The sequence below is a fragment of the Streptomyces sp. NPDC050485 genome (assembly GCF_044458185.1).
Lineage (GTDB): Bacteria > Actinomycetota > Actinomycetes > Streptomycetales > Streptomycetaceae > Streptomyces.
In genome coordinates this window covers 438,071-464,170 of record NZ_JBITHR010000002.1, presented here as the reverse complement: position 1 = coordinate 464,170, position 26,100 = coordinate 438,071, and the positions used below count along the sequence as shown (strand labels likewise).

General features: G+C 71.8%; 24 protein-coding genes. 16 read left to right on the top strand and 8 right to left on the bottom strand.

Going from position 1 to position 26,100, the window contains the following annotated elements; translation table 11 throughout:
• The first annotated feature begins 112 nt into the window (after positions 1 to 112).
• Together ACIBK6_RS05760 and ACIBK6_RS05755 are read left to right on the top strand one after the other, a co-directional pair.
• A complete protein-coding gene (locus ACIBK6_RS05760; RefSeq protein ID WP_399049064.1) occupies positions 113 to 484 on the top strand; it encodes a hypothetical protein in 372 nt (123 codons plus the stop codon).
• 143 nt (positions 485 to 627) lie between these two features.
• Positions 628 to 1,374: a DUF2690 domain-containing protein gene (locus ACIBK6_RS05755; RefSeq protein WP_399049062.1), complete on the top strand. Its 747-nt coding sequence runs from the start codon at positions 628 to 630 to the stop codon at positions 1,372 to 1,374.
• Positions 1,375 to 1,563: 189 nt separating this feature from the next.
• Here the strand turns inward: ACIBK6_RS05755 and ACIBK6_RS05750 are convergent, their stop codons facing one another.
• From ACIBK6_RS05750 to ACIBK6_RS05740, 3 genes are all read right to left on the bottom strand, one after another.
• The gene (locus ACIBK6_RS05750; RefSeq protein WP_399049060.1) at positions 1,564 to 2,229 is read right to left on the bottom strand and encodes a transglycosylase SLT domain-containing protein; all 666 of its coding nucleotides are present in this window, start codon (positions 2,227 to 2,229) and stop codon (positions 1,564 to 1,566) included.
• Between the two features lie 214 nt (positions 2,230 to 2,443).
• Positions 2,444 to 3,382 carry a zinc-binding dehydrogenase gene (locus tag ACIBK6_RS05745; RefSeq protein ID WP_399049058.1) on the bottom strand — a complete coding sequence of 313 codons (939 nt, stop codon included), beginning with the start codon at positions 3,380 to 3,382 and terminating at the stop codon, positions 2,444 to 2,446.
• 30 nt (positions 3,383 to 3,412) lie between these two features.
• A complete protein-coding gene (locus tag ACIBK6_RS05740; protein WP_399049056.1) occupies positions 3,413 to 3,871 on the bottom strand; it encodes a nuclear transport factor 2 family protein in 459 nt (152 codons plus the stop codon).
• A gap of 153 nt (positions 3,872 to 4,024) precedes the next feature.
• On the opposite strand from ACIBK6_RS05740, the gene ACIBK6_RS05735 reads away from it, so the two are divergent.
• Complete coding sequence (locus ACIBK6_RS05735) at positions 4,025 to 4,936, top strand: LysR family transcriptional regulator (protein ID WP_399049055.1); 912 nt, start codon at positions 4,025 to 4,027, stop codon at positions 4,934 to 4,936.
• Positions 4,937 to 5,109: 173 nt separating this feature from the next.
• Here the strand turns inward: ACIBK6_RS05735 and trpS are convergent, their stop codons facing one another.
• From trpS to ACIBK6_RS05720, 3 genes are all read right to left on the bottom strand, one after another.
• Positions 5,110 to 6,183 (bottom strand): tryptophan--tRNA ligase, encoded by a 1,074-nt coding sequence (trpS, locus tag ACIBK6_RS05730; RefSeq protein ID WP_399049054.1) that lies wholly within the window; start codon positions 6,181 to 6,183, stop codon positions 5,110 to 5,112.
• 251 nt (positions 6,184 to 6,434) lie between these two features.
• On the bottom strand, positions 6,435 to 6,563 hold the full coding sequence (locus tag ACIBK6_RS05725) for a DUF6126 family protein (protein ID WP_399049052.1): 129 nt from the start codon (positions 6,561 to 6,563) through the stop codon (positions 6,435 to 6,437).
• A gap of 115 nt (positions 6,564 to 6,678) precedes the next feature.
• Positions 6,679 to 7,086 (bottom strand): hypothetical protein, encoded by a 408-nt coding sequence (locus ACIBK6_RS05720; protein ID WP_399049051.1) that lies wholly within the window; start codon positions 7,084 to 7,086, stop codon positions 6,679 to 6,681.
• A 101-nt stretch (positions 7,087 to 7,187) separates the two neighbouring features.
• Here ACIBK6_RS05720 and ACIBK6_RS05715 point away from each other — a divergent pair, with 101 nt between their 5' ends.
• On the top strand, positions 7,188 to 8,078 hold the full coding sequence (locus ACIBK6_RS05715; protein WP_399049050.1) for a hypothetical protein: 891 nt from the start codon (positions 7,188 to 7,190) through the stop codon (positions 8,076 to 8,078).
• On the opposite strand, the gene ACIBK6_RS05710 is transcribed toward ACIBK6_RS05715, so the two are convergent.
• A complete protein-coding gene (locus tag ACIBK6_RS05710; RefSeq protein ID WP_399049049.1) occupies positions 7,990 to 9,351 on the bottom strand; it encodes a PLP-dependent aminotransferase family protein in 1,362 nt (453 codons plus the stop codon). The two genes, ACIBK6_RS05715 and ACIBK6_RS05710, sit on opposite strands and share 89 nt — an antisense overlap.
• Before the next feature lie 87 nt (positions 9,352 to 9,438).
• Here ACIBK6_RS05710 and ACIBK6_RS05705 point away from each other — a divergent pair, with 87 nt between their 5' ends.
• From ACIBK6_RS05705 to ACIBK6_RS05675, 7 genes are all read left to right on the top strand, one after another.
• On the top strand, positions 9,439 to 10,206 hold the full coding sequence (locus tag ACIBK6_RS05705) for an alpha/beta fold hydrolase (RefSeq protein WP_399049047.1): 768 nt from the start codon (positions 9,439 to 9,441) through the stop codon (positions 10,204 to 10,206).
• A gap of 36 nt (positions 10,207 to 10,242) precedes the next feature.
• On the top strand, positions 10,243 to 11,628 hold the full coding sequence (locus tag ACIBK6_RS05700; protein ID WP_399049046.1) for a gluconolaconase: 1,386 nt from the start codon (positions 10,243 to 10,245) through the stop codon (positions 11,626 to 11,628).
• Positions 11,629 to 11,647: 19 nt separating this feature from the next.
• Positions 11,648 to 12,805, top strand: coding sequence for a hypothetical protein (locus ACIBK6_RS05695; RefSeq protein ID WP_399049044.1), 1,158 nt, complete (start codon positions 11,648 to 11,650; stop codon positions 12,803 to 12,805).
• A 98-nt stretch (positions 12,806 to 12,903) separates the two neighbouring features.
• Positions 12,904 to 13,905, top strand: coding sequence for an endonuclease/exonuclease/phosphatase family protein (locus tag ACIBK6_RS05690; RefSeq protein ID WP_399049315.1), 1,002 nt, complete (start codon positions 12,904 to 12,906; stop codon positions 13,903 to 13,905).
• A gap of 74 nt (positions 13,906 to 13,979) precedes the next feature.
• The gene (locus ACIBK6_RS05685) at positions 13,980 to 14,978 is read left to right on the top strand and encodes an NADP-dependent oxidoreductase (RefSeq protein WP_399049042.1); all 999 of its coding nucleotides are present in this window, start codon (positions 13,980 to 13,982) and stop codon (positions 14,976 to 14,978) included.
• Between the two features lie 184 nt (positions 14,979 to 15,162).
• Positions 15,163 to 17,121 (top strand): FUSC family protein, encoded by a 1,959-nt coding sequence (locus tag ACIBK6_RS05680; protein WP_399049040.1) that lies wholly within the window; start codon positions 15,163 to 15,165, stop codon positions 17,119 to 17,121.
• 139 nt (positions 17,122 to 17,260) lie between these two features.
• Positions 17,261 to 18,604, top strand: a complete 1,344-nt coding sequence (locus tag ACIBK6_RS05675; RefSeq protein ID WP_399049039.1) for a hypothetical protein — start codon at positions 17,261 to 17,263, stop codon at positions 18,602 to 18,604.
• Positions 18,605 to 18,658: 54 nt separating this feature from the next.
• Here the strand turns inward: ACIBK6_RS05675 and ACIBK6_RS05670 are convergent, their stop codons facing one another.
• Positions 18,659 to 18,874, bottom strand: coding sequence for a hypothetical protein (locus ACIBK6_RS05670; protein WP_399049037.1), 216 nt, complete (start codon positions 18,872 to 18,874; stop codon positions 18,659 to 18,661).
• Positions 18,875 to 19,033: 159 nt separating this feature from the next.
• On the opposite strand from ACIBK6_RS05670, the gene ACIBK6_RS05665 reads away from it, so the two are divergent.
• The 5 genes from ACIBK6_RS05665 (at position 19,034) to metG (ending at position 26,041) form a co-directional block, all read left to right on the top strand.
• Positions 19,034 to 19,999 carry a LysR family transcriptional regulator gene (locus tag ACIBK6_RS05665; RefSeq protein WP_399049035.1) on the top strand — a complete coding sequence of 322 codons (966 nt, stop codon included), beginning with the start codon at positions 19,034 to 19,036 and terminating at the stop codon, positions 19,997 to 19,999.
• Positions 20,000 to 20,191: 192 nt separating this feature from the next.
• Positions 20,192 to 21,676, top strand: coding sequence for an APC family permease (locus tag ACIBK6_RS05660; RefSeq protein WP_399049034.1), 1,485 nt, complete (start codon positions 20,192 to 20,194; stop codon positions 21,674 to 21,676).
• Between the two features lie 14 nt (positions 21,677 to 21,690).
• Positions 21,691 to 22,659, top strand: coding sequence for a hypothetical protein (locus ACIBK6_RS05655; RefSeq protein WP_399049033.1), 969 nt, complete (start codon positions 21,691 to 21,693; stop codon positions 22,657 to 22,659).
• A 168-nt stretch (positions 22,660 to 22,827) separates the two neighbouring features.
• The gene (locus ACIBK6_RS05650; protein ID WP_399049031.1) at positions 22,828 to 24,252 is read left to right on the top strand and encodes a VWA domain-containing protein; all 1,425 of its coding nucleotides are present in this window, start codon (positions 22,828 to 22,830) and stop codon (positions 24,250 to 24,252) included.
• Positions 24,253 to 24,460: 208 nt separating this feature from the next.
• Positions 24,461 to 26,041 carry a methionine--tRNA ligase gene (gene metG, locus ACIBK6_RS05645; RefSeq protein WP_399049030.1) on the top strand — a complete coding sequence of 527 codons (1,581 nt, stop codon included), beginning with the start codon at positions 24,461 to 24,463 and terminating at the stop codon, positions 26,039 to 26,041.
• Positions 26,042 to 26,100: the final 59 nt, after the last annotated feature.

Below are 26,100 nucleotides of genomic sequence, written 5' to 3'. Positions count from 1 at the left end.
GTCCCGTTTCGTCCCAGGAACAACTGGGACGAATTATCGCGTCGCCCTCCGGACACAGTTGCTGACACAGGGTCACTTACTCGGGGACCCCGCACCTCTGGAGAACACACAGATGAACCGAAGCACCGTGCGCAACAGCGTCGTCGCCGTCGCCGCCGCCCTCGCCCTGTTCCCGACCACCGCCATGGCGGCCACCCCCACGGCCGCCGTCGCCCACACCCATCACCACGACCAAAGGATGCTCCCGCAGGGCACGGTGGTCACCCCGCACGGCCGTCGGCTGCACGTCCGCGCCGGCGCCGGCCTCACCTACCGGACCACCGGCACCCTGCGCTCGGGGCGCAGGGTGTCGCTGGTCTGCAAGAAGTACGGGACGTCCGTGCGCGGCAACAGCATCTGGTACCGCCTGGCCACGCGCCACGTCCGCTACATCTCCGCCCACTACGTCCGCGTTCCGGCCACCCCGACCGTGCCGTGGTGCTGACCACCGGGACGGCCGGAAGCTGAGGGCTTGCGCCCAAACCCACAACTTCGCCCGTTCGCCCCAGGGGCCGGAGCTTGGCTCCGGCCCCTCAGGGGTACAGATGCCCCTGGAACGGGATGTTGTGGACTTTTTGGAGGGACCGCGTGGCCCAGTGGCGAGAGTTGCCCGAGTCGACCCGGCCCGAAGCGAGGCTGCTGATCGAGGAGTTGAGGCACCTCAAACAGACCATGGGCCTGAGCCTGGCCGGTCTGGCCACCCGCACCGCGTACAGCAAATCGGCCTGGCACCGCTATCTGAACGGGGACAACTTTCCGCCCCGCAGCGCGGTGGACGCCTTCGGGGCCCTCGGCGGCCCCGAGCACCACGACCGCCTCCTCGACCTCTGGGACCTGGCGGTACGCCCCCCGGAGCCGGTGGCCACCCCGGAGCCGGTGACCCCGGCGCAACCGGAGGCACCGCACGCGGCCGAGGCACCCCAGGCGCCACCCGCACCGCCGTCCCGCCGGACGCGCCGCCGGACAGTGACCGTCGCCGCCGCGCTCGCCCTGGTGGGGAGCGCCGCTTGGGCGGCCGTCCCGCACAGCCCCGACGCGAGCCCCGCACCGGCCGCGCCGCCCGCCTGCCAGGGCGCGAGCTGCCAGGGCGCCGACCCCGCCGTCTCGCCCTGCCGCACCGACGCCCGCACCCAGAGCGCGCTGACGACGGCCTCGTACGCGGTGAAGCTCCGCTACAGCCCGTCCTGCGACACCATCTGGTCCGAGGTGCGCAACAGCTCGACCGGCACCGACACCGAGAGCCCGATGCTGGTCGCCCCCGACCCGAAGGAAGCCGAGGCGTGCGCCGAGGTCGCCCACAAAATGCTGTGCACGGGTGATGTGCCGCCGGATTAGATATGCCCAAGCGCTCCGCGGGAAGTGGCGTTAGTCGGGTGCAGGCCGGCCGTGGCTGGTCGCGCAGTTCCCCGCGCCCCTTCAGGGCGCGGTGCCGCACCGGACTTCGACAAGACCGCTTGGACGTGCCGCCGGATTAGAGGGTGTCCGGTGGGTCGCGACCCCGGCCATGACCTACCGGGACACCCCCTAACCCGCGACCGCCGACCCCGCCTTCTTCCAGTTGCCGCGCAGGCGCGACAGGTAGTCCGCCGCCTGGCTCCCCGGCTTCACGCCCCGCGCGAACGCCGCCATGTTGCCGCCGCCCGCGTTGTAGCCGAGCGCCATCAACTCGTCGCGGGTGTACGACCCCGCCCAGTGCGAGGGCAGTTGTGCGGACATGTCGTGCAGGTACCAGGCCGCCGCCTCCACCGCGAGGCCCCGGTCGTCGGGCAGCTCCTCCCACTTACGAGACGCGAAGTCCCGCCCCCGCTTCGTCTCATCGAACGCGGCCCGGTGCATGTTCGCGATGCCGAAGGCCGCATCCGGCTTGTACTTCTGCCAGCTCCGCTCGAAAGCCGCGTCGTGGGGCTTGTAGTCCTCGTTGTAGAGAATCGCCATCAGCAGCTGCGCACTCACCTCCGCCTTCTTCGCGTACGTCCGCACCTGGGGCGCGTAGTCGGCGGGGTCGTACGTGCCGCCCGGCTTCGGCGCGGCCGAGGCCGATGAGGACGCCGACGCCGAAGGAGTGGGCGCCGGGCTCCCCGACTCCGAGTGCGTGCCGCCCGCCCGCACGCACCCCCACCCGATGAGCGCGGCAACCGGCAGCACCAGCCACTGAGCCCGCCCACCCCGCCTGCGCTCCGCTTTCACCATCCGCTCAGCTAAACACGCCTCCGCCCGCCGCCGCCACGAAGGGGAAGACTTCTGCCGTGGCGGCGGACAGGGCCCTGTCGGGCCGCTGCCGCCGCCACTCCCCCGTCCGCTTCCCCCGTACCCCTCAAGGCTCGCGGACCGCGCGGCCCGTTCCATCCCCCGTGCGAACCATCCGCCTCCCCCGCGTGGGGGAGGCCTCCCGCCCAACTCCCGTTCAGGAGACGGTCAGTACCGCATTTCCCCGCACCTTTCGGGCCCGCAGGTCGGCGATGACCTCGGCCGTGCGCGACCAGTCCCGTACCGAGCCGATCTCCGGGTGCAGCCGCCCGGTGGCCACCAGGCGGACCAGCGTGGCCAGGTCGGCTCCGTACGACGTGTCGGATGAGGTGTAGTCGAAGTGGGCGATGCGGGCCTGGTTCGGGCCCTTGAAGAAGTCGAAGAAGTCGAGGGTCACGGGGGTGCGGGCGGCCTGGCCGAACCACACGAGCAGGCCGCCCGGCGCGAGGCGGGCGAGGGCTGCGGGGAACGAATCGCCGCCGACCGATTCGAGCACGATGTCGTACCGGCCGTCGGTGTCCGCGATCGATGTGACCAGCTCGGTCGCGCCCAACTCGACCAGGCGGGCGCCCCGTTCACGGGTCGCGGCCACCGCGGTGACCGCCGCTCCTGACGACGCGGCGAGCTCGGTGACGTAGTGGCCGACTCCGCCGCTCGCGCCGGTGATCAGGACGCGGCGCCCGGCGACGGAACCGGCCGCGCGCAGCAGCCGCAGCGCGGTGATCCCGGCGAGCGGCAGCGCAGCGGCGGTCAACGCGTCGACGCTGTCCGGGAGTTCGGCCACGCTCGCGCTCGGCACGGCGACGCGCTCGGCCCAGCCGAACGCCGGCGGGTGGGCCACCACCCGGGTTCCGACGGCGGGACCGCTCCCGTCGGCGGCGGGGCGTACGACCGTCCCCGCCACATCCTTGCCGGGCCGCCAGCCCGGCCACGTACGGTCGAGCTGGCCGTCGAGCTGGAAGGTCTCGCCCCGGTTGACCGAGTACGCCTCGACCGCGACCACCAACTCATCGGCGGCGGGGGCGGGTTCGGGCGCCTCGCCCAGGATGACGGGCTTGCCCGCGTCGTCGGGGGATCCCGGCAGTACGGCCTTCATGGCAGGTGCCTCTCAGAAGGGTGGGCGGGCTCAGACGAAGACGACGTTCTTGGCGTGCAGCGTGTCGAAGTACTCGCGCACCTCGGCGATCCGCCCGTCCCGGATGGTGAACACGGCCAGGCAGTGCTGGTCGTAGCGCAGGCCCGACTTGGCGAGGCCCCGGGTGTTCCACTCGGCGAAGACCCGCTCGCCGTCGGCGATGAGGCCCTCGAACTCCAACTCCATCGACTCCGGCACGAGCCGCGACAGCATCGCGGGGATGAACTCGTCGAGGATCTCGCCGGGCCCGTGCCAGGTCCGCGACAGCGGCAGGTCACCGGCGAGCGTCCAGGTCGCGTCCGGTGCGAAGAAGTCGCGCAGGGCGTCGAAGTCGCCGGTGACGAGGGTGTCCATGTAGGCGAGCACCACGGCGCGGCTGGCCTCGGTGGCGTTCGCGGGGGTGGTGGGGGTGGTGGGGGTAGCTTCGGCTGCGGCGCTGTCGATGCTCATTTTTTTCTGTACCCTTCGGGTCGTTTTCGCGGTGTCTCTTTCCGACACCTGAACCCTAGGAACGGGGCCCGCCCCGAGGGAAAGACCTGTTCGGGACCGACTCATGCCGTACCGGCATAACCGCTGCTCAAGCCCGGTCGTATGCTGCTTCGCATGTCCGAACTCCGCCGCCTGCGCTACTTCCTCGCCGTCGCCGGTGAACGGAACTTCACGCGCGCCGCCGAACGTCTGCACATAGCCCAGCCCGCGCTCAGCCGCCAGATCCGGCAGCTGGAACAGGAGCTCGGGGTGCGGCTGTTGGACCGCACCACGCACTCCGTCGAACCCACCGAGGCCGGGCGGCTGTTGATGGAGCGCGGCGCCGAGCTGTGCGCGGAGGCCGACCGGCTCTGGCGCGACGTACGCGGCTTCGCCGAGTCCGAGCGGGCCTCGCTGACCCTCGGGTACAGCACCAGCACGGGGTACGGCACCGCGCCGGGCCTGCTCGCGGCGCTCGCCGAACGCCACCCGGACCTCGCCGTCACCACCCGGCTGCTGACCACCGCCGAGATCGTCACCGGGGTGACCGACGGCACCCTGGACGCCGGTCTGGTCCGCTGCCCGCCACCGACCCCGGAACTCGTCCGCACCCTCGTACGCCTCGAACCCCAGGGCGTGCTGCTGCCCGCGTCCCATCCGCTGGCGGGTCAGGAGTCCGTCGAGACGGCCTCGCTCGCGGGCGAGCGGCTCCTGGTGCACCCGCGCGAGGCCAATCCGGGGCACTTCGACGCGATCACCGCGATCTTCACGCGGGCCGGGCTCTCGCCCCAGCTCCTGTTGCGTCAGCTGTCGTTCGACGCGGCGCACACCCCGGTGGTGCGGGGTGAGGCCGTCTCCGTCGTCGGGGAGTCGGCGGTCGACGGGCTGCCGGGCACGCTGGTGTGGCGGCCGCTGCGTCCGGCGTCCACCATCGAGCTCCACGTCCTGACGCGGGGCGGCGCGGGCCGCCGTCCCGCCGTCGCCCACCTGCTGCGCACCGCCTCCGAGACCGCCCGCGCGGCGGGGTGGCTGCGCTCCCCGGCGTAAGCGCTCCGCTGGGGGGTGCGGGTGTTCGGCTGCGGACCGTTGTGGCTGTCGCGCAGTTCCCCGCGCCCCTAGCAGGGTGGCGTCACCCGGTACGTTTCCATCGCAGGGCTTCACTGGGGTGTGGTTGTTCGGCTGCGGACCGTGCGTGGCTGAGCGCGCAGTTCCCCGCGCCCCTAGCAGGGTGCTGCTGCCCGGAACGTGCCCATTGCCTCCCTCACCTCGTCGAGGGTGACCTCCGCGATCGCGTTGGCTCGCTCGTTGCCCTCGTGGATCAACTGGCGTACGTACGTCAGGTCTTGGGCGTATTCGGTGCGGCGCGCGCGGTGGGGGGCGAAGTGGGCGTTGACTGCCTCGGTGACCGTCGCCTTGAGGGCGGCCGAGCCGCCGTCGCCGAGCTCGGCCGCGACCTCGTGCGGATCGCGGCCGCCCTGGCAGAGCGCGGCGAGCAGGACGAGGTTGCTGACCTCGGGGCGGTTGTCGGGATCGTAGGAGATACGGCGCGTCGCGTCGGTCTTCGCGCCACGGATCAGGCGCGCGGTCTCATCCGAACTCGCCTTCAGCGCAATGGAGTTGGCCCGGCTCTTGCTCATCTTGCCGCCGTCCGTACCGAGCAGCAGGGGCGCGGCGGACAGCAGCGCCTGCGGCTCGGGGAAGACGGGGGCGTACCGCTCGTTGAAGCGGCGGGCGATCGTGCGGGTCAGCTCCAGGTGCGGGAGCTGGTCCTTGCCGACCGGGACCAGGTTCGCCTTGCAGAAGAGGATGTCGGCGGCCTGGTGGGCGGGGTACGTGTACATCAGGCCGGAGACGGCGGCCTGGCGGGAGTGGGCGATCTCGTCCTTGACGGTGGGGTTGCGGCTGAGCTCGGCGACCGAGACCAGGCTCAGGAACGGCAGCAGCAACTGGTTGAGGGCCGGTACCGCGCTGTGCGTGAAGATCGTCGCGCGGGCCGGGTCGACACCGGCGGCGAGATAGTCGAGGACGAGGCCCTCCACATGCTCGGACAGCCGCTCGGCGACGTCCCGGTCGGTGAGCACCTGGTAGTCCGGGATGACGAGGAAGAGCTCGACGCCCTCGTTCTGGAGCCGGACGCGGTTGTGGAGGCTGCCGAAATAGTGGCCTACGTGGAGGGGGCCGGTGGGGCGGTCGCCGGTCAGGATGCGGTCTGGGGTGACTGTGTCGGCGTGGGCGGCGGTGGTGGTGGCGGTGGCCGTGCCGGCGTGGGCGGCGGTGGTGGTGGCCGTGTTCATGGTGGGCTCCTCGTTGGGCAGTGGGGTGGGCGGGCCTGGACGGCGCCCACTGCGGAACCAGCGAGGGCAACAAAAAGGGGCCGTCCATGTGAGAACGGCCCGCTGATGGCGTCGTGCGTATGTAGGCGGCCGCTCCTAGGAGGAGCGCCACCAGCAGAGGTGCGAGATCTGCGACGCGGACGGCATGGGGCCACTGTAGCCCGGCGGGATACCCGATCTCCAGGGCCGAAGGCCCACCGGCCGAAGGGCCACTACTTGTGGGCGTGGCTCCCCACGTAGAAGAGGAGCCACACGAATCCGGCGAAGACGTGGGTGCCGAAGATGTAGAAGCCCGCGCGCAGGGCGATGCTGCGCTCCTGGCTCTTCTCACTGTCGGCCACGGCCACCTCCTGGGTCCGTTCCAGGGTACGGGGAGGTTGCTGGGGGCGCTGCCCCCCTCGACCCCCGCTCCTCAATCCCCCCAACGACTACGTCCAAGGGTCTTGAGTTCCAGGGTCAGTCCTCGTGCGTGTAGAACCAGTAGAACGACACCGCGAACATCGCCCCGCCGAAGACCAGGCCCATGCCCGATGACCTGACGACGCTCTCGCCGGTCAGGCTGTGCAGGAAGCCGATTCCTGAGCCGAACAGCGTCGCGTACGCGCTCGCGCGCACTTCGCGGGGCAGGGCGGACTGGATGCTGAGGAGGGCGGTGCCCAGGATGATCATCAGGAGGCCCGACACGACGCCCAGGACGGTCTGGCCGCCGGTGGCCTGGCCGCCGCCGCGCTGGATGTAGGCGGCGTAGAAGCCGTACGCCACGCCCAGGACGACCGGGATCGCGAGGACGGCCCTGCTCAGACGGTGGGCCATGGGGGGACCGGTGCGGTGACTCCTGGCGGGTATCGAAGCGTGTGCGGCCATGGCGGCACTCCTTCCGCTTGCCGGGGGGCGCGGTGCGTGCCCGTCCCCCATACAGCCCACACCCGCGCGCGCCGACCGGCAACCCGGGATTTCGTGGACGGGTGCGCAGCTTCCTGTCGGCGGTGCTGATCGTCCTGGCGGCCGTCCTGGTCCCGCTGGGCGCGGTCGCCGCCTGGGCGAAGACGGAGATCGGCGACAGCGGCCGGTACGTCTCCACCATGGCCCCGCTCGCCGGCGACGACGCCGTACGCACCGCAGTGGCCGCCCGGGTCACCGACGCGATCATGAAGAGCATCGACGTGGGGCCGCTCCAGGCCTCGGTGGCCTCGCTGATCGGCGGGGCCGTGCGGGCGTTCACCACCACCACCGCCTTCCAGAGCGTGTGGGACACCGCGAACCGGACCGCCCACGCGAGCGTCGAGTCCGCCCTCACCCGGAACACCGGCGGCAACGACGTACGCATCGACCTGGCCCCCGCGATCCAGCAAATCAAGAACGAACTGGAGGCACAGGGCGTGCCGTTCGCGAACGAGATTCCTGTGGAACACACCGACCTCACCGTCGTCGAGTCGACGAAACTCGGCCCGGCCCGCACCGTCTTCCGGTGGCTCCAGCGCATCGGCGTCTGGGGCGCGGTCGCCGCCCTGGTCGCGGCGGCCGGTGCGGTGCTCGTGGCGGTGCGCCGGCGCCGCGCCCTCGTCGGGGTGGGCATCGGGCTCGCCGTGGGCGCGGCGGTCCTGCGCGTCCTGGTCGCCGTCGGCAGGTCGCTCACCCTGGACGGGCTGCCCTCGGACTCCGACCCGTCGGCGGCGGGCGCGGTCTACGACGCCCTGACGGACTTCCTCAGTACGGCGGCGTGGGCCGTGCTCGCGTTCGGGCTGCTGCTCGCGCTCGGGGCATGGCTCACGGGCCGGCTGTCGCGGCGAGGGCGGCAAGCCGCCGAAGGGCCCCGGCCAGGACCGGCACCGGCGGAGTCGCCAGACCGATCCTGACCGCGTCGGGCACCCTGGTGCCCACCGCGAACGCGGTACCCGGCGTCACCGCGACCCCGAGCCGCTCGGCGGCGGCCGCAGCGAACGTCTCGGCCCGCCAGGGCGCGGGCAGCTCCCACCAGCAGTAGTACGCGGCCGGGTCGCTGCGGATCCGGAAGCCGTCCAGATGCGTGCGGACCAGCCCGTGCCGGGCGGCGGCGTCGGCCCGCTTGGCGGCGCCTACCGCCGCCACCGTCCCGTCCCCGGCCCACCGCACGGCCGCCTCCAGATTGAACCGCCCCGCCGTCCAGGCGCCGGACCGCAGGGCGCGGGCGAGGGCGTCCGCGTGGTCGGCGGGCGCCACGAGGAACCCGGTGGTGAGCCCGGGGGCGAGCCGCTTGGAGAGGCTGTCGATGAGGATCGTGCGGTCGGGGGCGTAGGCGGCGAGGGGTGGTGGGGTCGGGTGCGGGGTGCCGTCGGCCGACGCGCCCTCCGCCTGCGGCGCCAGGAACGCCCACGTCGTGTCCTCGATCGCCCATAGGTCCAACTCTCCCAGTTTCTCCGCCAGTTGAGCCCGTCTCCCCTCCCCCATCGTCAGCGTGAGCGGGTTGTGGAGGGTCGGCTGTACGTACACGGCGCTCAGCGGGGTGCGGCGGTGGGCGGCGGTCAGGACGTCGGGGCGCAGGCCCTGGTCGTCCATGGCGATGGGGACCAGGTCGATGCCGAGGCGTTCGGCGATGGCTTTGACCAGCGGGTACGTCAGCTCTTCGACGCCGAGGCGGCCGCCGGGGCGGACCAGTGAGGACAGCGCGGCGGCGATGGCCTGGCGGCCGTTCCCGGCGAACAGGATCCGGGCGGGGTCGGGCCGCCAGCCCGGCCGGGCGAGCAGTTCCGCCGCGGCCCGGCGCGCCTCGGGGGTGCCGTCGGCGGCGGCGGGCCGGGTGGCATCGGTGAGGACATCGGGCCGCAGCAGTGCCCCGAGCGAGCGCGCCATCAGCTCCGACTGCCCCTGTGCCACGGGGTAGTTGAGCTCCAGATTGACGGGCGTACGGCCGCTGTCCTCGGCGAGGACCGAACCGGGGTGCGGCGGGGCGGCCCGTACGAAGGTGCCGCGCCCGACCTCGCCCACCACCAGGCCCCGGCGGCCGAGCTCCCCGTACACCCGGATCGCGGTGGAGACCGCGATGCGGCGGCGGCGCGCGAAGGCCCGCTGGGTGGGCAGCCGTTCGCCGGGTCTGAGCACCCCGGACGCGATGTCCCCCGCGACCTCGTCGGCGACGCTGCGGTAGTCCATGGCTCGCCCTTCCGTCCATTGCACTTCATTGCACCGAGAGCAAAGATCTTATTGCACCGAGGAGTTGGCCACCCTAGCCTCGTCCCCATGTCCCGCACCTACACAGACGAGGGCACCGGCGACGCCCTGCTCCTCGTCCACGGCCACCCCTTCGACCGCACCATGTGGGCCCCGCAGATCGCGGAGTTCTCCCGTACGCACCGGGTGGTCGCCCCCGATCTGCGCGGGTACGGCAGCGCACCCGTCGTCCCCGGCACGACCCCGCTCAGCGCCTTCGCCGAGGACGTGCGGGCGCTCGCCGACGCGCTCGGCATCGAACGCTTCACGCTGGGCGGGCTTTCCATGGGCGGCCAGATCGTCATGGAGTGCTACCGGCTGTTCCCGGAGCGGATCAGCGGCCTCATCCTCGCCGACACCTTCCCGGCCGCGGAGACCTCCGAGGGCAAGGCCGCCCGCAACGCGATGGCCGACCGGCTCCTTCGCGAGGGCATGAAGGGCTACGCGGACGAGGTCCTGGACAAGATGGTCGCGCCGTACGCCGACGAGTCGGTACGGACCCACGTGCACCGCATGATGACGTCCACGCCTCCCGAGGGCGCGGCGGCTGCCCTGCGCGGCCGCGCCGAACGCCCGGACTACCAGGCCCTGTTGACCACCATCAGCGTCCCCACCCTGGTGGTGGTCGGCCGCGACGACACCTACACCCCGGTCGCGGACGCGGAGGCGATGCACGAGGCGATCCCCGGCTCTACCCTGACCGTCGTCGAATCAGCGGCCCACCTGCCCAACCTGGAACGACCGGGCGCCTTCAACACCGCCCTCGAAGAGTTCCTGGCCCGGGTGGCGGCGGGCTAGGGCCTGCCGGAATGCCGCTCTGCGGCAGCGTCGAACATGCCGCTGAGCAGCCAAATCGAGCCGGAAGAGGCGGGCCCGGCAGCGCCGGGAGCCACAGAACCGCAGATCCGGACACCTCGCGCGGCCGGCCGTGCCGACGGCCGCGGCACCGCACTTGTGGATCTTGGCCTTAAAGATCAAGGAACGGCGCCCAGGGGGGCGCCGGACAGACCCCGGAACGCGCCCGTCCGCATTCGATCAAACGCCTGGTCAGCGGCGTTTGTCTGGTTCTCACCCAGTGGCGAGTTCCGCTCTGTGTTCATCCGCCTCCGGATGCGTAGCGTCACCGGTCTGCGACGCAGGGAGGGTCTGAAGAGCATGGGAAACAACAGCGCCAAAAGTGATGTGGGAACGGCCTACATCAACGACGTATTCATGCGACACCCACTGACCACACGGAATCAAGAGGAACTCGAAATCGCTGCCAGGGCCGCCGGCATCCTGCAGCGGAACCAACTGCGGAATGTATTCAAGCGCACCCCCCAGGCCGGGGGTGCGCAGATCAACCCGATCGGGTTCTCCCTGAACAAGGTGCGCTACGGCGACTTCCCACCGGAAGAAGTGACCGCGGACGAGCGCGGCTGGCGCGCCTACATGAACGTCGGCGTACCGGTGGTCGAAGAACGCAGCGACATCCAGCAGCCCCCTCCCGACATGATCTCCAAGCAGACGTACATCAATGGCACCGACCCGATCAAAATCACCGTGACCGACACGGTCGAATTCGGGATCTCGAACACGATCAGCTGGTCACTTCAGGGCGAGGTGAAGCTCACCTTCGGGGCGAAGTCCACCGCATCGCTCCAGCAGCAGCTCCAGAAGAGCATGGAGATGAAGCAGTACCAGAAGACCACCCTGCTCAACAGCAAGGACAACCAGGGCGTCAACACGGAGTCCCAGACGGAAGCGACGAGCAACACCCAGGCCACGAGTTCCGTCACCGGCACCGGGGAGTTGTGGGGAGAACTCCTGCTCGGGATCACCGGCTCCGTCAGTGGCTCGCTGACCACCGAATGGAAGCACCAGTCCTCGGTCAGCTTCGAAGTCGCCAGCCGGGCGGACGTCATGGCCACGACGCGGCGTCAGATCCGCCAGTTCGACTACGAATTCCCCGTCACCTTCGGCGGCTGGGTCGCTTTGTACTACCCCGCGCCGGTAGAGGTCAAGGAGACCACGAAGCAGGGCGCCACCCCGAAGTACTCCCGGGTCATCGCGTGGAAACTCGGCGAGTCCTCCTTGGATTCCAACCGCTTCGACCTGGCTGACGAAGGAAAGCGGTTCCTGCAGAAGGGGACGGCCGAAATCGTCGCTGTCCGTACCGGTGAACACCGGGTTTTCCAGCCGGAAGTACTCGACTACCAGAACCAGAAGCAGCCCCTCTAAGGGGTCGGGAGGAAAACCCATGTCCTTCAAGAACATCTTCGACAACGGCGGAGACCAGGCCGGTTCCGCCGACAAGTCCGCCGACGCGCTCAACAAAGACACCCCGGGATTCGGTGACATCTCGGACGCCGTGCGCAAGCTGGAGAGCGAGCGCGACCCGTGGCTCGTGCGCCAGACCGCGCACGGGGCGTTCGACGTCATGGGTTTCCTGGGCCCGCTCTTCCAGAACGCCCAGGGCGCGGCCGCCGCGCAGCGCCAGGTCTCCGAAGACCCCGGTTCGACCTCCACCATGGCCGGGGCGACCACGAAGGCGTTCGGACCTCCGAAGGTGAGCATCGGCGAGGACGACATGCCGAAGCTCGAAGACCTGTCGAAGCTCATCGGCAACCGGCGGGGCTACACCCTCATCGCGACGGGTCTGGGAACGTCCGAAGGCCTGGCGGTCGACCCGTCGCTCAACACGGTGTACGTCTCCGACCGGGGCGGCGCGAAGCTGTCCGCGGTGAAGCTCGACACCGGCGCCCAGCGCCCGGTCGCGATCAACCTGGGCGACATCGGCGATGTGCAACTGGACGGCCAGGGCACGGCCTACGCCACCGACTACGGCGGCGCGCGCCTGCTCGCGGTGGACCTGTCCAAGGGCTCCTCCCGCAAGATCGCCGACGTATCGGGCGCGGGCGGCGTCGGGCTCGCGGCGGGCAAGGCCTACGTCGCCAGCTGGGCCGACGGGATCCTGTACGCCGTCGATCTGCCGGGCGGACAGAAGACCACGATCGTCTCCGGCATGGGGCAGGGCATCGGCGGAGTGGCGCTGGACGGGCGGGGCAAGGCGTACGTCGGCCGGAAGGACAACGGCGGCCAGCTGTACGAGGTCGACCTGGCCGCGCGCACCTACCGCACCCTGACCAACCTCTCCCCGGCGAGCGCCCTCCGCGTGGCCCTCGACGGCGCCGGCCGGGCGTACACCATCGACCACACGGGCGGTCGCCTGTACGAGATCACCCTCTCGGACGGCGCGTACCGCGTGGTGGCCACCGGCCTGGGGACGTGCGAGGGCCTCGCGCTGGACACCGTCAACGGCTGGATCTACGTCAGCAACCGCGAAGGCCAGCTGTGGCAGATCAGCCAGCGTGCCACCCAGGCCCTGGGCGGAGTCGGCAAGGTCGTGGCGTACTAGGTCAAAGGACGGGCAACCCTCCCCCACCCCCCGTCGTCTTTGCGGGAGGATTCGGGCGTCTGGCCGTCCGGCCGGGTTGGGGGTATGCCTTGGACACCTTGGACACCGGGACCGGGCCGGACCGGACGGTCGGGGAAGTCGGGCGGCGGCATCCGTGGCGGTGGGTGTCCGGGCTGCTCGGGGGGCTGCTGCTCGCCGGGGTCAGTGCGGTGGTGGGGTGCCGGGCCGCCGATTCGGACGGGGTCACGCCCGTGCCGCAGGCCCTCGCCTTTCTGCCCTGGCTGCTCGTGCCCGCCGGCGCGGGGCTCGCGCTCACCGCGCTCGGCCGGTGGCGTACCGGCATGGTGTGGGGCGTCGCGGTGCTCGCGGTCACCGGGTGGTACACCCAGCCGTACGGCGCCGAGACCACCAAGCCCAAGGGCGCGATCCTCGCGGAGTTCAAAGTCCTCACGTCCAACACCGAGTTCGGGTGGGCGACGGACGATCTGATCGCCACCGTCAAGCGCGAGCAGCCGGACCTGGTGTTCGTGGAGGAATGCAGCTTCCGGTGCTCCGACGCGCTCGCCGCCGAGCTGTCGAAGGCCGACTATCCGTACCGCGATGTCGTACGTGAGGACGGCTCCTCGGGGTCGGCCGTCCTCAGCCGGTTTCCGCTCCGGGCCACCGAGCCCATCCCGTCCGTGATGGCCATGCCCGGTGCGGTGGCCACCATCGGCGGGCGGGACGTGCGGATCCAGCTCGCGCACCCCTCGCCGCCGCTGCCCGGCGACGAGGGCAAATGGCATCAAGAGCTGGGCCGGGTAAGGGAGTTCGCGAAATCCGCGAAGGGGCAGAGCGTCATCCTCGCCGGGGACTTCAACGCCACCCAGGACCACGCCCTGTTCCGGTCCGTGCTCGACGCGGGCGCCCTGCACGACAGCGCGCGGCTCACCGGGCAGTCGCGCGCCTACTCCTGGCCCGCCGACCGCACCACCCCGCTGCGCACCCAGATCGACCACGTCCTGGTGAGCGGCGACTTCAAGGCGACCTCCGCGCGCTTCCTGAAGCTGCGCGGCACCGACCACCGCGCACTGCTCGTGCGGCTGGGCCTGTACGGATAGCGCCGACGTGCGGGGCCCGGCCCGGCGGGTCAGGATCGTAGGAGCCCAGGGGGGCGAGCAGGAGGCGTACCCGTATGCGCGCTGTCGCCGTCGCGGCCTTCAAGGCCGAGCCCGCGCTCGTCCACGTGCCCAAACCGGAGCCCGGCGCGGGCGAGATCCTGGTGAAGGTCGAGTTCGCCGCGCTCAACCCGTACGACTGGAAGGTCGCCGACGGCCTGCTCGACGGGCAGGCCCCGCATGTGTTCCCGCTGGTCATGGGCGTGGACTTCGCCGGGCGCGTCGATGTGGTCGGGCCCGGCGAGCACCGCTTCGTGGTGGGCGACCGGGTGTACGGGCAGGTGTCGCGGCCGCCGGTGGGCGCCGGGACGTACGCGGAGTACGTGACCGTGCCGCAGGACTCCGCGCTGGCCGGGGTGCCCGACACCCTCGATCTGCGGACCGCGGCCACGCTGCCCACCTCGGGCATGACCGCCGCGCAGATCCTGCAGAACGGAGCCGTGCTGCGGCCCGGACAGAGCCTGCTGATCGTGGGCGCGGCGGGCGGCGTCGGCAGCGTGCTGACCCAGCTCGCGGCGGCCCGCGAGGTGCGGGTGATCGCGGCGGTGCGGGGCGACGAGCGGGAGCGGATGGCCAAACTCGGCGCCGCCACCACCGTGGACACGACGGAGGAGCCGCTGGAGTCCCGGGTGCGCGCACAGTACCCGGAGGGCGTCGACGCCGTGGTCGACCTCGTCTCGTCCACCCCGGACGCCTTCGCCGCGCACGCCCGCCTCGTCCGCCCCGGCGGGACCGCCCTGACCACCCGGTACGTCGCCGACCCGGCGCTCGTCCCGGCCGGGGTCGAGGCCGTGAACTTCGGGCTCAAGGCCTCGGCGGCGCTGCTCGACACGCTCGCCGCGGCGGCCGCCACGGGCGATCTGAAAGTGCCGGTCGACGCCGAACTCCCCCTGGAGAAAGCCCCGCAGGCCCTCGCGCAGAACCGCTCGGGCGGCGCGCGCGGCAAGACGGTCTTCGCCGTGCGATTCGGGAATGATCCGGAAACGGCGGTGCCGCGAACCCCGCGGAGCCGTTGAACGGATGGGCGGATGCGTGAGCCCGTGGGCGGCAGCCCGGTCGGCGGAAACGCACACCCCGTGTACAGAGCAGCAAACCCCGTGGGCGGAACCGTAAAAATTATCCACAGGCTGTGGACAACATTTACGGTTCTGTTGGGCGTCCCGTTTGCACCAAGTGATCTTTTTACGGTGTCGTGTGGTCATGGCTGACCAGAAGCGGGCGGGGGACGGCGTACGGCACGGGCGGCTCGCGCCGCCGGAATGGCTCATCGGCGGGCTGCGGCCAGCCCCCACCCCCATCCCCTGGCCCGCCGTCGCCCGGGCCGCGATCGCGCTTGCCGCGCCGCTGGCCGTGGGGATGGCGACCGGGCAGGCCGCGTACGGGGCGCTCGCCTCCATGGGCGGGCTCAGCGCAGTCATCGGCGACACCGCCGACGCGTACCGGATGCGGATCTACAACATCGCCGTGCCGCAGCTCTTCGGCGCGCTCGGCGTGACCGTCGGCAGCCTCGTCTTCGGCCACGGCTGGCTCGCCGTCGGCGCGCTGACCCTGGTCGCGCTGGTCTCCGGGATGATCTCCTCGATCGGCGCGGTCGCCTCGGTCTCCGGACTGCTGCTGCTCCTGAACGCGGTGGTCGGCGCGGGGCTGCCGATGCCGGGCCCCTGGTGGAAGGCGCCGCTCCTGCTCAGCCTCGGCGGCCTGTTCGTGCTGCTCCTGAGCCTGCTCGGCTGGCCGCTGCGGCGCACCGAACCCGAACGCGCCGCCGTCGCCGGGACCTACCGCGCGGTCGCCGAAGCCATCGAGGCCGCCGCGACCGACGCGTACGACACCAAACGCCAGGCGGTCACCCAGTCCCTCAACACCACCTACGACCTCATCCTCGGCCGCCGCGCCCGCGAACACGGCAGGCGCGGGGAGCTGGTGCGGCTGCTCGCCCAGCTCAACGTGGTGATCCCGCTCGTGGAGGCGGCCCCCGCCGTGCACCTGCGCGGCTGGGGCGTGGACGCCGCGATCCCGGCGGCCGTACGGCAGTTGGCGGACTCGGTGGACCAGGGCCGCACCGACACCCCCGAGCTGGCTCTGCCCGCCCCCGCGACCCCCGCCGAGCGGGCCATGGACAGCGCGCTGCGGCACGCCTCCGCCGTGGTCCACCACCCCGACCCCGACCAGTCCAACGTCGACGACCGGCTCGGCCGGCCCGCGGCGCTGCGCATCCGGGTGCGCCGCGCGGCCCGCAACGTACTGCTGTCCGGCGCGTCCTGGCGCTACGGACTCCGGCTCGCCCTGTGCATGGGCCTCGCGCAGGTGCTGGTGTCGGTGATCCCGGTCGAGCGCTCGTACTGGGTCGCGCTGACCATCGTCTTCGTCCTCAAGCCCGACTTCGGTTCGGTCTTCGCGCGCGCCCTGATGCGGGCGATCGGCACCGCGGGCGGCCTCCTCATCGCCGCCGCCGTGCTCGCCGAGGTGCCGCTCGGCTGGTGGGACGTGCCGGTGCTGGCGGTGCTCGCGGCGCTGATCCCGGCGTTCTCGGCGAAGGGCTACGCCTTCCAGACCGCGGCGATCACCCCGGTGATCCTGCTGCTCTCGGACGTACTGAACCACCAGGGCTTCAATCTGGTCCTGCCCCGCCTGTGGGACAGCCTCATCGGCTGCGCGATCGCCCTCGTCGCGGGCTATCTGCTGTGGCCCGAGAGCTGGCACACCCGGATCGGCGCACGGCTCGCGGACGCGGTGGCGGCGACGGCGGACTACGTGGAGTACGCGTTCGGCTCCGTGGGCGACCGGACGGAGCGGGTCCGCCACCGGCGCCGCCTGTACCGCGATCTGTCGACCGTACGCAGCGAATTCCAGCGGGCGTTGACGGAGCCGCCGCCCACCGGGCCGCGGGCGGCGGCGTGGTTGCCGCTCGTCGTGGCGGTCGAGCGGATCGTCGACGCGACGACGGCGGCGCGGGTCCGCGTCAACCACGGCGCGCCGCCGCCCGCGCCGGGCGAGGTCACGGAGATCGCGGTGGAACTGCGCGAACTGGCCCAGGGGCTGCGGGAGAGCGTGACCCTTGTGGAAGTGCGGGCGGAACTGGCGGGGGACGAGGAGGGGGTGCTGGCACCGTTGCGGCAGGAGGTGCGGGCGGCCCGGGCCATCGCGTCGCCCAACACCTGAGAGCCGGGCGCCCCCTTGGAGAATTCAAGCCCCTTCTTCATTCGAGCCCCGTCTTGAGCGCGCGCCGAATTCGGGCCCTCCCGGCGCGAGTTCCCGTCCCACGGGCAACCGGCGAGGCGCGGACACCCTCAACCGAGGTGTGAGAAGCAATCCAGTCAAGATAGTCCTGGGGTGTGTGGCGCTGATCTGCGTACTCGGCACCTCGATCGCACTCGGCATTCTGCTGACGGGATCGGATGACGGCACAAAGCCCGCCGCACAGCCGTCGACGGCCGGCGATCCGGCCGAGGGGCAGCCGGGCGACGACCCGTCGTCCGACAAGCCGTCCGCCAAAGGCCCGGTGCTGCGGATCGACGGCCCGGACGGCCCGGTGACGCCGAACGAGATCACCTCGTTCAAGGCATACGTCCAGGCCCTCACCCCGGCCAAGGACGACATCGGCAACAACTGGGCCCAGGGCGGCAGCGGGCAAGCGGTCAAAGCCATGGGGAGGGTCTACGAGGTCTCCCACGACACGGCGGTGCTCGACCGGATGACCGGCTTCTGCGACGCGGTGCTCGCCGAGCGCGACGACCTCGCCCCCGGCCCGGTCGGCGGACACACCCTCTGGACCGGCAAGGTCGACCCCGCCTGGCCGAACAACGTCACCGCTCAGCCCATCGGCACCGGCGGCGAGCAGGGCGACCCGGTCGGCCACCTCGGCAACTGCGCCCGGGAGATCCTCCAGACGCCCGCGGTCTGGCACAACCCGGTGGCGATCGGCGACCCGCACGGATACGGCGCCACCTACCTCGACCGAGCGAAGAAGTTCGTCGCGGAAGCGGATGCAGCCGTCGACCGGCACATCCTGGCGCGACTGCTCGACGTCTCCCACGGCGACCGGCAGTACTTCGCGAAGGATTCGCCTTACATGGGCGGCAAGCCGGTGCCGTGGAACCAGCAGATGATGTTCGACTACGGCTTCTCGAACCTGGCGGCCGCGCACCAGATCCTGGCCGACGACGCCCAGCGCGTCGCGCGCTACGACCGGCTGGTGAAGACCAGCGTGGACTGGTTCTTCTCCGCGGCCCACAAGTACACCGACCCCAAGGGCACTCCGGCCGACAACTGGGGCTACTCCCCCTCGCAGCCGGGCGGCGAGGACTCCAACCACGGCAGCCTGGACTGCGCGGGCCTCCACCAGCTGTACCTCACCGGCCGGTACGGCATCACCCCGGCGATGATGGCCCCGCTCACGAACACGTTCACCGATGTGATGACCAAGGGCCCGCACACGTACGCGGGCCGGGTCGACGGCACGGACGGCAAGGGCCACGGCGCCCCCACCAGCTACGTCCGCGGCGGCTACCTTCCCCTCGCCGAGTTCCGGCCCGACGCCTACCACACCCTGCTGGCCGAAGCCCTCCCCGGAAACCGCACCACGAGCATCGAGACGTTCTCCGACGCCCTGACGCTCAAGAGCCGCCACAGCCAACACCACTGACGGCTGACCGCTCCGCCGGGCCGGTGCACCGCCGCCGACGTCACCGTCTCGGCATCAGAAGAGGGGCAACTGGCCCGGAAACGGGGCGAGTTCGAAACCGTCCAGGGTCCGCTGGGAGGCGTCGGCGGGGGCCCGGCGCTTGGAGCCGGGACAGAGCGTCAGCCCGCCGCCCTCCCGGGTACGGGGATCGTGCCGCACATACCGGCCCGCCACCACGGCAACGGCACGGCCGCAGAACGGGCAGGGACGACGGGGAGAGACGCTCGGCATCCCCCCATGCTGCCAGAGGGGCCGGGAGTGTCCCCGGTGGATCGGGCCCGGGCAGGTCGCGGCGGCACACGGCAATGATGCCGGTCTGCGACAACTCCCGTGTATCGGAGGGGTTTTGAACGTCTGGTGCGAGGAATTGGCGCGTCCTAACCTCAGCCCATGGAGCTGGAGGTGAGACATCTGCGGCTGCTGTGCGCCATCGCCGACGCCGGCAGTCTGCACGGCGCCGCGCGGACGCTCGGTACGAGCCAGCCCGCTCTGACCACCCAACTGCGCCGCATCGAGAGCACGCTGGGCGGGACGCTATTCTCGCGCGAGCGGACCGGCTGCGTGCCCACCGCGCTCGGCCGGGGCGTGGTCGGCCGGGCCCGGCCGCTGCTCGCCGGGCTGACCGCGCTGGTCACCGAGACCCGGGCCGCCGCGGCCCGCGCCGCCGACGGCAACCGGCTGCGCATCGGCTCCACCGCGAACCGCGCCATCCCCGGCTGGCTGCGCCGCCTGCGCGAACGGCTGCCGCGCACCGAGACCGAACTCCGGGTGGCGGTGTCGGCCACCGCGCTGCTGCGGCAGGTCGCGGCGGGCGAGCTCGACGTGGCCTTCGTCCACGAGGTGGAGGGCTGCCCGCTGCCGGTACCGCCGGGCCTGGACATCCACACCCTGGTGGAACGCGAGCCGCAGTTCGTGTGCCTGGCCGTCGACCACCCGGCGGCCCACCGGCCCGTCGTGGACCTGGCCGACCTCGCCGCCGACCCGTGGATGATCGACCCCAGCGTGGACGGCGAGTGGGAGGGCCTGCGCCGGGTGCTCTCCGCGGCCGGCCTCAACCCCCGAGTCCTGCACGGCGATTACCTGACGGCGGCGGGCCTGGTCGCCACCGGCGAGGTCGTCACCTTCTGCCAGCCCACCTCCCGCCCCCGCCCCGACCTCGCCATCCGCCCGCTGCGGGGCGACCCGCTGGGGGTGCGGCTGCTGCTCGCGGTACGGAGCGGGGCGTACGGGGGCGAACTGGCCGGGGTGGGCGCCGACTTGGCATCGGCGTACTGGGAGGCGGCGTCGGCCGCGCCCGCCTACCGGGAATGGCTGGGACAGCGGGGGTGGGCGGGCGAGCGGGGGCGGCCGGGCTGACCGGGACCCCGCCCCGGCGGACTACGATGCGGTCGGCTTTCGGTGCGCCCGGCGCGGTGTGCTCGGTGTGCTCGGTGCGGTGCTCGGTGAACGCGCTCAGTGAAGGGCGCTCAGTGAAGTGCTGCTCGGTGCGGCGGAGGCGAGGTTTCTGACATACCGCCATATGTCTAACCGTCAAAGGATGTTCGGGCCATGAGCAGCAGCACCAGCGGCAGAGGGCTTCAGCCCAACGCCCTCTCCCCGTTCGACACCGTTGTCATGGCGGTCGCGGGCAGCGCGCCCGCCTATTCGCTGGCCGCCACCAGCGCCGTACTCGTGAGCGCCGTCGGGCTCGCCGGCCCGGCCGCGCTGCTGTACTGCGCGATACCCATGCTCGGCATCGTGCTCGCCTTCGGGCGGCTCGGCCGGATCGACGTCAACGCGGGGGCCGCCTACTCCTGGGTCGGCCGCACCCTGCACCCCTTCCTCGGCTTCCTCAGCGGCTGGGCGCTCGTCGCCGCCGCGACCATCTTCATGGTGGCCGGATCGCTGCCCGCCGGGCAGCTGACCCTCGGCCTGTTCGACCCCGCGCTCGCCCAGAACACCGCCCTGGCCACCGCCACCGGGGCGGGCTGGTTCCTGCTCATGCTGGGTGTGGTGCTCGGCGGGGCCCGGCTCTCGGCACGAGCCCAACTCCTCGTCTCCGGAGCGGAGTTGGTGATTCTGGCCGGGTTCGGCGCGGGCGCGCTGATCCGTATCGGGGACGGCGGCGGGGTCGTCGCCTTCGACTGGGGCTGGCTCGGGTTCGGCCACTTCGACAGCGTGTCCGACTTCGCCGCCGGCACCCTCATCGCCGCGTTCTACTACTGGGGCTGGGACGTCACCAGCAACCTCAGCGAGGAGACCCGCGACAGCCGCCGCACCGCCGGGCTCGCAGCCCTGATCGGAGTCGGACTCGTCTTCGCCCTGTTCGCCGCCTTCACCGTCGCCGTGAACGTCCTGCTGACCAGCGGCGAGATCCGTGCCCACCAGTCCAATGTGCTCGCCGTGCTCGGCGAGCGGATCTGGCCCGGCGCCGGCGGCAGGCTCATGGTCCTCGCCGTGGTGCTCTCCACCATCGCCACCCTGGAGACCACCCTCATCCAGGTGACCCGCTCCCTGTTCGCGATGGGCCGCGACCGGACGATGCCGGGCGCGCTCGGCACCGTACACCGGCGGTGGAACACCCCCTGGGTGGCGATCACCGTCGTCGGCGCGGTCGCGCTCGTGCTGTTCGTCGCCGCCAACGCGCTCGGCTCGGTCGCGGACATCATGGCCGACGCGCTCGCCGCGATCGGCCTCCAGACCACCCTGTACTACGGCCTCGCGGGCCTCGCCGCCGTCGTCGCCTACCGCCGCACCCTCACCGAGTCCATCAGCTCCTTCCTGCTCGGCGGGGCCTGGCCGCTGCTCGGCTCGGTCTTCATGTTCTGCGTGTTCGGCGCCTCGCTGACCCGGCTCAGCGACGCGGCCGTCGCCATCGGCCTCGGCAGCCTGCTCGTCGGAGTCGTCCCGATGCTCTGGTACTGGCGCCAGGGCAGCGCGTACTACCGTCCAGCGCGCCTCGACGCGACCCGGGCCGACGCCGACGGCGGACACCCCGGCTCCCGTACGCCGACGCCCGGCTACGCGGGCGCGGGCCTGCCCACCGACTTCTGAGAGGCGGTACGCGGATGGCCGCACTGCGCCGCCGCTTCGACCGGAAGCAGGCCGTACGCTTCGACCCCGATCTGGGCGACCGGCCGCTCACCGAGGCCCGGCACGACATCGTCATCGGCCGCTGGCAGGGCGTACGCGATCTGCTGCGGGCCACCGGCGACGACTGGCCGCTGCGCACCCACCGGATCCGGCTGCTCGCGAACGCCGCCGCGGGCTCGTCCGTCGTCGAGGCGTGGCGGGCCGCCGAACCGGACAGCCCGGACGCGGCGGTGCTGCGGGCCGCGACCGAGGTCACCCGGGTGTTCAACGGTGCCATCGCGGCCGGTCGCGGCGCCGGGGCCGACCGGGACCGCATCGACGTGGCCGTGATGGCCTGCCTCGGCGCGGCCGACGCCCACCCTGCCGACCCGATGCCCTGGGCCTCGCTGCTCGCCGTGGTGCGGCTGTACGACGGCGGGGTGGCCCGGCGGGAACTGCGATCCTGGTGGGAGGAGTTGCGCCGCCGCGACCCGTACCACCTCGAAGGCCACGTCCAGCTGCTGCGCTACTTCTCCGCCCGCTGGCACGGCACGCACGGCTCGATGTACGACTTCGCGCGGGACGCGGCGGGCGCCGCCCCGGCCGGGTCGCCGTTGCCGGTCCTGGCACAGATCGCCCGACTGGAGGAGTACCGCTATGTCGCCGACGCCGCCAAGGGCACGCCGGTCCGGGGCTTCGGACAGCACTGGAACCACGAGCTCGCGGTGACCGAGCTCCGCCGCACCTACGACCGCTGGCTCGGCGGCCGGCCGCCGAGCCCGATCCGTTCCGAGGAGGCTGCCGAGCTCAACTACCTTGCCCACGCCGCCTGTTGCGCGGGCCTCACCCGCGAGGGCGCGGACCTGGTCGCCCTGCTCGGGGAGCGGGTCGCCAAGGTGCCCTGGGCGTACACCGGCGACCCGGCCCGGCAGATCGCGCGCTGGCGCGAACAGGGCGGGAAGTAGCACCCCGCGACGACGCATCCGGGGCGGGAACCGGCCCCTTCCCGGAATCGCCCGGGAGGGTCGCTAACCTTACGTGTCCGCGCTGGCCAGCGATCCCGGGGCGCCAATCCCGGAGCTGTGGCGCAGTGCGGTACGTATCGCACCCAACTCATGCGAAAGGCCTCGCCCATGGGCATTCGGAGCTTGCTGCGCAAGGTGTTCGGACGCGATCGCGCGGAGCGTGCCGAGACGGCGGCGGCTTCCGTACCGCCCCAGACGGAACGCACGGCCGAGCCTTCCTCGGCACCGGCCGCCGCTGAGCCCGTCTCGGCACCGGCCACTACCGAGGCGTCAGCGCCCACCGTTCCGGCGCCGGGGCGTCGCGACCTGTCCCCGGCGGAGGAACTCGTCGCCGCCGCCTTCGACGGGCCGCGCCCGCCGATCCCGTCCCCGTCCCACCCGGCGGAGCCGCCCACCCCGGAGACGGCGTCCGCCGAACCCACCCCGGAACCCACCCCCGAACCGACTGTGGACGTGCCTCAGCCCCGGACGGAGGCCGAGCCGGAGCCGGTGGCCGAGCGGGTACAGGTGGCCGAGCGGGTACAGGTGGCCGATCCGGTGGCTGAACCGGTGCAGGTTGAGGAGCCGGTACAGGTGGCTGAGCCGGTCGCCGAGCCGGAGCGGGTGGCTGAGCCGGAGCCGGTGCAGGTTGAGGAGCCGGAGGCCCCGGCCCCCGAGCCCGAGCCCGTGCAACTGGAAGCCGAGCCCGAGCCCGTGGCTGCGGAGCCGGAGCCCGTCGCGGCGGAAGCCGAAGCCGGGCCCGTCGCCGAGCCCGTGGTCGAGCCCGAGCCCACCCCCGTACCGGCGGAAGCGGAAACGGAAGCGGACCCCGAGCCCGAACCCATCGCGGACCCGGACCCCGACCCCGTCGTAGCCGACAAGCCCAAGCCCGTCCTCTCCCCCGCGCGGGTGAAGTCTCGGGCGCCCGGGCTCGGCGGGGCGTACAAGGCCGCCGGGGTCGCGCTCAAGAAGGCGGGGCTCGGCGGGGCGCGCGCCAAGGTGTACCTCGTGCTCGACCGGTCCGGGTCGATGCGGCCGTACTACAAGGACGGCAGCGCACAGGGTCTCGCCGAGCAGGTGCTGGCGCTGGCCGCGCATCTGGACGAGGAGGCCACCGTGCACACCGTGTTCTTCTCGACTGACATCGACGGGTCGGTGGACCTCACCCTCGACGCGTACGAGGGTGTCGTGGACGAGACGCACGCCGGGCTCGGGCGCCTTGGCCGCACCAGCTACCACCGGGCCGTCGAGGAGGTCGCCCTGCACGTCGAGAAGGCGGGGCACGAGGGACCGGTGCTCGTGGTGTTCCAGACCGACGGCGCCCCCGACGCCAAGCTGCCCGCCCGCCAGGCGCTCGCCGATGTCGCCGACAAGCCGCTGTACTGGCAGTTCGTGGCGTTCGGCGAGGACGACTCGAAGGCCTTCGACTTCCTGCGCACCGCGGAGGCCGACGCCGGGCACATCGGGTTCTTCCATGCGGGCCCCGCGCCGCGCGAGCTGAGCGACGCCGAGGTCTACGCCGGGCTGCTCCACTCGTTCCGCCCCGGGAGTTAGCAGCCTTCGGCAGTGACACGGTCACGGCGAGCCCGCCTTCCGCGCCGGGCGACGCCGTGACCGTACCGCCGTGCGCGAGGGCGATGGAGCGCACGACGGGCGGGCCCGGGCCCGCCCCCGGCTCGAAGGGCCTGCCCCCTCTCCGCCGCCGCCCACCATCCGGACATCCCGGGCGGCCGGGCCCACCGCGGCCGATAGGATTCCGCGCATGCCTTCGCCGACGTACTACGTTTCGACGCCCATCTACTACGTCAACGACGCCCCGCACCTGGGCCACGCCTACACCACCGTCGCCGGTGACGTGCTCACGCGCTGGCACCGGCAGCGCGGCGAGAAGGTCTGGTACCTCACGGGTACCGACGAGCACGGCCAGAAGATCATGCGTACGGCCGAGGCGAACGGCGTCACCCCGCAGGAGTGGTGCGACAAGCTGGTGGGCGAGGCGTGGCAGCCGCTGTGGGAGCACCTGGGCATCGCCAACGACGACTTCATCCGCACCACCGAGAAGCGGCACACCGACCGGGTGCAGGAGTTCGTGCAGGACCTGTACGACAAGGGCGAGATCTACCCGGGCGGCTACGAGGGCCCGTACTGCGTGGGCTGCGAGGAGTACAAGCTCCCCGGCGACCTGATCAAGGCCGAGGACGGCACCGAGCTGTGCGCCATCCACAAGAAGCCGGTGGAACTCCTCAAGGAGGAGAACTACTTCTTCAAGCTGAGCGAGTACGGTCCGAAGCTCCTTGAGTTCTACGAGGCGAACCCCGGGTTCATCCAGCCCGAGTCGGCCCGCAACGAGGTGCTGAACTTCGTGCGGCAGGGGCTTCAGGACCTGTCGATCTCGCGGTCGACGTTCGACTGGGGCGTGCCGGTGCCGTGGGACCCCAAGCACGTCATCTACGTGTGGGTGGACGCGCTGCTCAACTACGCGACGGCGGTCGGGTACGGCGCCGACCAGGCCCGGTTCGACGAGGTCTTCCCGGCGAACGTGCACCTCGTCGGCAAGGACATCCTGCGCTTCCACGCGATCATCTGGCCCGCGATGCTGATGGCCAACGGGCTGCCGGTGCCGGGCAAGGTCGCAGCCAACGGCTGGCTGATGGTCGGCGGCGAGAAGATGTCGAAGTCCAATCTGACCGGCATCAAGCCGCAGGACCTCACCTCGCACTTCGGCGTGGACGCCTACCGCTGGTACTTCCTGCGGGCGATCGCGTTCGGCCAGGACGGCTCGTTCTCGTGGGAGGACTTCACCGCCCGCTACACCTCCGAACTCGCCAATGACTACGGCAACTTGGCGTCCCGGGTGGCGGCGATGGTCGGCAAGTACTTCGGCGGCGAGCTGCCCGCCGCGACGGCCGACGGCGACGCGGAGAAGGCTCTTCAGGACGGTCTCGCGAAGACGGCCGCCGAGGCCGACCGGCGCATCGGCGACGAACTCGACTTCCAGGGCGGCATCCTGGCCGTCTTCGACTTCGTGAAGCAGGTCAACGGCTACCTCACGGAGCAGGAGCCGTGGAAGGTCGCCAAGGACGAATCCGCCGAGGGCCAAGCCCGGCTCGCGACGATCCTGTACACGGCGGCCGAGTCGCTGCGCGGGGTCGCGGTGCTGCTCAACGCGGTGATGCCGGACACCTCGCAGAAGCTGTGGGACTCACTCGGCGCCGAGGCCTCGCTCGGCGCGCTCGAAGGACGGCGCGTCCAGGACGCGGGCGCCTGGGGTCGGCTGGCCCCGGGTGCGAAGGTCACCAAGGGCGCGGTGCTGTTCCCGCGCCTTGAGGAGAAGCCCGCGTAAAAGCGGCTGATGCGGCGGCCGTTGTAGCGCCTGCTGTAGCGGCTGTCGTACGGATTTCG

Excerpts from the sequence above, each read along its gene's own strand:
- ACIBK6_RS05760 (WP_399049064.1), top strand. The coding sequence starts at position 113 with ATGAACCGAAGCACCGTGCGCAACAGCGTCGTCGCCGTCGCCGCCGCC.
- ACIBK6_RS05750 (WP_399049060.1), bottom strand. The coding sequence starts at position 2,229 with ATGGTGAAAGCGGAGCGCAGGCGGGGTGGGCGGGCTCAGTGGCTGGTG.
- ACIBK6_RS05745 (WP_399049058.1), bottom strand. The coding sequence starts at position 3,382 with ATGAAGGCCGTACTGCCGGGATCCCCCGACGACGCGGGCAAGCCCGTC.
- ACIBK6_RS05740 (WP_399049056.1), bottom strand. The coding sequence starts at position 3,871 with ATGAGCATCGACAGCGCCGCAGCCGAAGCTACCCCCACCACCCCCACC.
- ACIBK6_RS05735 (WP_399049055.1), top strand. The coding sequence starts at position 4,025 with ATGTCCGAACTCCGCCGCCTGCGCTACTTCCTCGCCGTCGCCGGTGAA.
- trpS (WP_399049054.1), bottom strand. The coding sequence starts at position 6,183 with ATGAACACGGCCACCACCACCGCCGCCCACGCCGGCACGGCCACCGCC.
- ACIBK6_RS05720 (WP_399049051.1), bottom strand. The coding sequence starts at position 7,086 with ATGGCCGCACACGCTTCGATACCCGCCAGGAGTCACCGCACCGGTCCC.
- ACIBK6_RS05710 (WP_399049049.1), bottom strand. The coding sequence starts at position 9,351 with ATGGACTACCGCAGCGTCGCCGACGAGGTCGCGGGGGACATCGCGTCC.
- ACIBK6_RS05705 (WP_399049047.1), top strand. The coding sequence starts at position 9,439 with ATGTCCCGCACCTACACAGACGAGGGCACCGGCGACGCCCTGCTCCTC.
- ACIBK6_RS05700 (WP_399049046.1), top strand. The coding sequence starts at position 10,243 with ATGCCGCTGAGCAGCCAAATCGAGCCGGAAGAGGCGGGCCCGGCAGCG.
- ACIBK6_RS05695 (WP_399049044.1), top strand. The coding sequence starts at position 11,648 with ATGTCCTTCAAGAACATCTTCGACAACGGCGGAGACCAGGCCGGTTCC.
- ACIBK6_RS05685 (WP_399049042.1), top strand. The coding sequence starts at position 13,980 with ATGCGCGCTGTCGCCGTCGCGGCCTTCAAGGCCGAGCCCGCGCTCGTC.
- ACIBK6_RS05680 (WP_399049040.1), top strand. The coding sequence starts at position 15,163 with ATGGCTGACCAGAAGCGGGCGGGGGACGGCGTACGGCACGGGCGGCTC.
- ACIBK6_RS05670 (WP_399049037.1), bottom strand. The coding sequence starts at position 18,874 with ATGCCGAGCGTCTCTCCCCGTCGTCCCTGCCCGTTCTGCGGCCGTGCC.
- ACIBK6_RS05665 (WP_399049035.1), top strand. The coding sequence starts at position 19,034 with ATGGAGCTGGAGGTGAGACATCTGCGGCTGCTGTGCGCCATCGCCGAC.
- ACIBK6_RS05660 (WP_399049034.1), top strand. The coding sequence starts at position 20,192 with ATGAGCAGCAGCACCAGCGGCAGAGGGCTTCAGCCCAACGCCCTCTCC.
- ACIBK6_RS05655 (WP_399049033.1), top strand. The coding sequence starts at position 21,691 with ATGGCCGCACTGCGCCGCCGCTTCGACCGGAAGCAGGCCGTACGCTTC.
- ACIBK6_RS05650 (WP_399049031.1), top strand. The coding sequence starts at position 22,828 with ATGGGCATTCGGAGCTTGCTGCGCAAGGTGTTCGGACGCGATCGCGCG.
- metG (WP_399049030.1), top strand. The coding sequence starts at position 24,461 with ATGCCTTCGCCGACGTACTACGTTTCGACGCCCATCTACTACGTCAAC.